This window comes from Komagataeibacter intermedius TF2 (assembly GCF_000964425.1).
Taxonomy (GTDB): Bacteria; Pseudomonadota; Alphaproteobacteria; order Acetobacterales; family Acetobacteraceae; genus Komagataeibacter; species Komagataeibacter intermedius.
In genome coordinates, this window is record NZ_BANF01000176.1 from 1 (window position 1) to 4,196 (window position 4,196).

Consider the following 4,196-nt stretch of genomic DNA (forward strand, 5'->3'; position numbering starts at 1 on the left):
CACAGCCCATTTGCTGCCTGCGTGCGGCGGGGGCACCATCGCGGCGACCGCGCCACAGGCGATGATGAACAGGGCGACATAGAAGGCATACTGCTCCGGCACTTCGGTCAGCAGCAGCGCGATGACGGCCCCGAGACCGCCCAGTTTTGCAGTGGTGTTCATGCACCATCTCCATGCAGGCCGATCCGGTAGAAATCGTGATGGCCGATTGTCTTGATGAAAAACCGGGGCAGCGCCCATATCGGGACCGGGCTGCCGTGCCGGTAGTAGCTGTCCGCGCCGTCCGTCAGGTCCACCAGCGTTCCGGCCACCAGTTGCAGGGCCAGTTCGTGCGCCGTCCGGTATTGCGGGTCGGACTGGTTCAGGCTGGCTATCTTCCCGGCGTTGGGATCATCCGCATTCCAGCAGGAGAACTGCCACGGCGCGCGGCAGACGGATGTGATGTCGCGGCCCCACCAGCCGGGCTGCGCCGACCGGTTGCCGATCACGTTCAGGACCGCCTGCATGCCGCACAGTCCTTCCCCCCTCGCCTCGCCCCATGCGGTGCGGGCAGCGGTGTCTATGGCGGTGGCGTCCAGCATCAGCCGAACACCCCGTGCCAGATGTGGCAGACGGCGCGCCATGCAGCGTCCCCGATCTGGCCCCAGCCCAGCAGGCCGGTAATCAGGACAGCCCAGAACATCATCCGCTTGTCGCGGGCCGCTTCCCGTTCCTCGATGCGTCCCAGGCGGGAGGACAGATCGTTGTCGCGATTGTCCTGCTTTTCCTGCAGGGCGCTGAAACGGTCGTTCATTTCACGGCGGGTTTCGGCGGCGTTGTCGTTGACCGCCTGCATCAGAAGCGCATTCTGGTGCTTCATGTCATCGCGCAGGTTGTCCTGCACGCCTTCGACGCGGGCGACACGTTCACGCACCACGGCGACTTCCTCGACCGTGGCATAACGGGGATCGGTCATCAGTGGGATACCGCCTCACCGGACACACCCGTCCACGTGGTGCCGTTCCATATTACCAAGATGCCTTTGCTGCCGCTTCCGATGAAGCAGTCGTCACACTTCCACACCGCATTTGTCGCGACGCCTACAGGAAGGGCATTGTATGTCCGTGACCAGAAGACCAGTCCCGACTGAACGGTAGACTCTTTTTCAAGCGTGACTGCACCTGAGAATTCTGCACCGGAAAGTGGCGCATACGCAGACAAGGCAGCCTGCGTTGCCAGCCCCGACGCCGATGGCGGGAATGACCCACCATCAAACAGTCCATGCTGTTCCGGCGACGTGGGCGCGGCATGCGCCTGCACCGTGACAAGAAGGCTGGCGGCTGCCAGAAGGTGAAAGAAGCGCATGCCGTCCCCGAAACTGAATGGTCAGGTTTTCGGGGTATGGGTGGTTTGTTAGTACGGTGTGGAATGGTTGCTTAATATTCCCTCCCCGCACAGGCAAGGGAGGGAACATTCCACCTACCGGCCTAACTGCCGGGTGCGCTCCCGCTTGATCTGCTGCACGTCATTCCACATCTGCATGATGCCGTGCGCCGCAGACCGCAGGCTGCGTTCGCAGTTGTCGGTATTGGCCCGGTCAGGCTGGTGATAGATGCGATTACAGACAGCGAACGCCTTGCCCAGTTCACCGGCGACTTCGGTGGCGGACAGGGGCTTCGCATCTTCAAAGAAATCGGGCTTTTGCGGCGTGAGATCGACCGCCTGCCCCATGTCTTCTGTCCGTATATACCGCCCCAGCACCTTCACCGCGAACAGCACCCGCTCGCCCAACGGGTTGACGGTCCAGACCAGCCCGGTACGTGTCCGCGCCAGACGTTCCCATTCCGCCGTGGGTTCCAGGCGGGCCACCACGATATTGCCCTTTTCATTGACGATCACGGCCTCGGTGCCCGGCGCAAGGTGGCAGTCATTCGCATCGAACAGAATCAGCTTGCCATCAAGCTGTATGGCCCCGCTCATGTTGGGGTTGCTCCCGAGCGGTGCGCGAAAGGGCGCGGGGTTGCCTTCTGGGCCAGTTCCGCAGGCAGGGCGGTGCCTTCTACCGGCGCATCACCGATAATCGTCCTGATCTTTGCCAGTCCCTTCTGTGTAATCATCGGCTGGCCCACGCCTTCGACATAGCCGGTACGCCTGACCTCGACGTTCTTGGACTCCATCAGCCCGGCCTTAATCTTGTCGGCATAGGCGCACTTGCGACCTGTGACGCTGTGGGTATAGAGCCAGCCGAGTTCGATCAGCCGGTTGACGAACTTCCGCTCCGGCCACCCGCACTGCTGGGCTGCGGAACGCAGGTTATGGACGCCTTCGAGTGATGCCAGTTTATCGAGGGCCGCCACTTTGGGTTCCAGTGCCCTCTTTTCCTCGACTAGCTTGTCACGCTCCTGTGCCAGGCGACCAGCTTCGAGAAGGGCTTCGGCGTAGGTCTTGGGGAGTGCCGGGGCCTGCTGGGCTTCCAGTTCCATCCATCGGCGGACCACCTTCAGGCGCAGGTCGGCGCGGTAGCCGAGGACGAGGTTGTAGGTCAGATCCTGCGGGAGGTTATAGCACTCACGCTCCTTGCCTTGAGCGTCTAGATAGGTCGATCCAAACTTGGATCGACCCTCTCCGACCTGTTCCAGCATAGCGCGAATGTCACGCATAACGTGCGCATGTTGCTTGGCCGTCAGTTCCGCGATCTCGCGGCTCGACATGGTGAGTGCGTTTCCTGTGGAAACTGCTATGGTCGGTATGCTAAAAGCCGTCATTCGTTGGGTTCCTTATTCAACGTGAGAAGCATCGGGGGATTGTTTGGCGACGTGCCCCGATGCTTTGTCTTCTTCCATTCGCAGTCTAATGAGAAAATTGATTTCTGCATTCATACTGCGCCGACTTTTAAAAGCTTGTGCCCTAATCCATTCATGAGATGGCGGATCAAGCCTTATCTGAAGAGGCTTTTTTTCTTCCGTACGAAACGAAGACACTTTCCTATCCTTAGTCATTCAACGGGGCTATTCCCGTTTCTGACTAATGCCATTTTGGGGTTATGGCGTCAATGCTTATTTGGCATTATGTTCCTTGATTGTGTCCTCTATCCGTGCGTAATGGACTTCCCTGCGCCAACCATAAAGCAACTCTTCCCATTCAAATATTCTATGAATTGACACAATATCGTTTATATTTAAATTAAAAATATTCCAGTCTTCATTCATTCCATTACATCCAAATGAAATAACATCCTTATTTACTCCCAAAAACCTTCCACACATTGCGTCAATATTACTTGTGAAAATAATCATTGGCCTTCTGAAAGATTTACACAAATCGCCGAAATATGGATCAATTAATAAATTAATGTCTTTCATGTAGTATAAAATGTCCCCAGACAGCCACCTCTCCGACAACGAGTCTGAAGGCATCAAGAAGGCTGTAACATTCTTCGGAACAGACAGGTCCTCATCCAACAACCCTGGAGGACAAGAAACTTTCATTGAAGTATTATCCAAAATAACAAATGAATTCGTTTTTTGTGACTTTATGGTTGATTTTACATCAATAAGAATTTTATTTTTATTATTCGTATTTTGCGGTATATTAATATCGTTCCCTGCCAATAAATCGTTTATACTGACATCAAGGGCTTTTGATATTTTTTCAATATACTCAACAGTTAACCTTCTTTGCCCTTTTTCGAGCCGATCTATTTGAGACTGAGAAACACCGAGAACATTCGCCAATTTAGCTTGAGACAAGCCGCGAATCTCTCTCATTTCACGTATATAATTTTTCTTTGCCATGACCCATTATGCCGTACTGGCATATCAGCCGTCCAACACCATATTGGCATTATAATTAAAACGTCTTTCTTCCTTTCCTGTCCCACACTACAGGCATTTTGTTCCCCCCTTGTTCGCTACCACGTTCCAGTTATCCATCCGACCCCTTCGCCACAATGCCTGCCTCATTTCCCGCTATAATGGCCTGACGACCGGGCTGCTTGAAGGGAGTTGAACGAATGATGCATCATACCCGATCGACGCAGAACGCCAGAAACATCACGATATAATTCGTGAGGTTGCAACCAATATGCCATCAAACCATATCTACCTTGAATGAGAATAAAGGAATAATTTCCTATTTTCTTGTTCATATTGGTTCTTAGATGTAAAATTCACACCTAGCAGCCTGTCGGGTTGGGGTACCCTGTGAAGGGGTAAGGC

Annotated in this window: 6 protein-coding genes; all 6 read right to left on the minus strand. The window is 54.4% G+C overall.

The window, feature by feature from the left end:
• Positions 1–158 precede the first annotated feature (158 nt).
• A complete protein-coding gene (locus B7449_RS15250) occupies positions 159–623 on the minus strand; it encodes a cell wall hydrolase (RefSeq protein WP_235721311.1) in 465 nt (154 codons plus the stop codon).
• Entirely contained in the window at positions 581–955 is a 375-nt protein-coding gene (locus B7449_RS15255) for a hypothetical protein (protein ID WP_039733460.1), read from the minus strand. Before B7449_RS15255 ends, B7449_RS15250 begins: the two co-directional genes overlap by 43 nt.
• Complete coding sequence (locus tag B7449_RS15260) at positions 955–1,344, minus strand: hypothetical protein (RefSeq protein ID WP_039733461.1); 390 nt, start codon at positions 1,342–1,344, stop codon at positions 955–957. The genes B7449_RS15255 and B7449_RS15260 overlap by 1 nt, the downstream gene beginning before the upstream one ends.
• Positions 1,345–1,458: 114 nt before the next feature.
• Positions 1,459–1,959: a hypothetical protein gene (locus B7449_RS22905; protein WP_235721313.1), complete on the minus strand. Its 501-nt coding sequence runs from the start codon at positions 1,957–1,959 to the stop codon at positions 1,459–1,461.
• Entirely contained in the window at positions 1,956–2,690 is a 735-nt protein-coding gene (locus B7449_RS15270) for a phage regulatory protein/antirepressor Ant (protein WP_082084907.1), read from the minus strand. Before B7449_RS15270 ends, B7449_RS22905 begins: the two co-directional genes overlap by 4 nt.
• Before the next feature lie 345 nt (positions 2,691–3,035).
• Positions 3,036–3,773 carry a helix-turn-helix domain-containing protein gene (locus tag B7449_RS15275; protein ID WP_082084908.1) on the minus strand — a complete coding sequence of 246 codons (738 nt, stop codon included), beginning with the start codon at positions 3,771–3,773 and terminating at the stop codon, positions 3,036–3,038.
• Positions 3,774–4,196: the final 423 nt, after the last annotated feature.

What these genes read in the sequence shown, in the direction of transcription:
- B7449_RS22905 (WP_235721313.1), bottom strand. Translation starts at nt 1,959, where the DNA reads ATGAGCGGGGCCATACAGCTTGATGGCAAGCTGATTCTGTTCGATGCG.
- B7449_RS15270 (WP_082084907.1), bottom strand. Translation starts at nt 2,690, where the DNA reads ATGTCGAGCCGCGAGATCGCGGAACTGACGGCCAAGCAACATGCGCAC.
- B7449_RS15260 (WP_039733461.1), bottom strand. Translation starts at nt 1,344, where the DNA reads ATGCGCTTCTTTCACCTTCTGGCAGCCGCCAGCCTTCTTGTCACGGTG.
- B7449_RS15250 (WP_235721311.1), bottom strand. Translation starts at nt 623, where the DNA reads ATGGCGCGCCGTCTGCCACATCTGGCACGGGGTGTTCGGCTGATGCTG.
- B7449_RS15275 (WP_082084908.1), bottom strand. Translation starts at nt 3,773, where the DNA reads ATGGCAAAGAAAAATTATATACGTGAAATGAGAGAGATTCGCGGCTTG.
- B7449_RS15255 (WP_039733460.1), bottom strand. Translation starts at nt 955, where the DNA reads ATGACCGATCCCCGTTATGCCACGGTCGAGGAAGTCGCCGTGGTGCGT.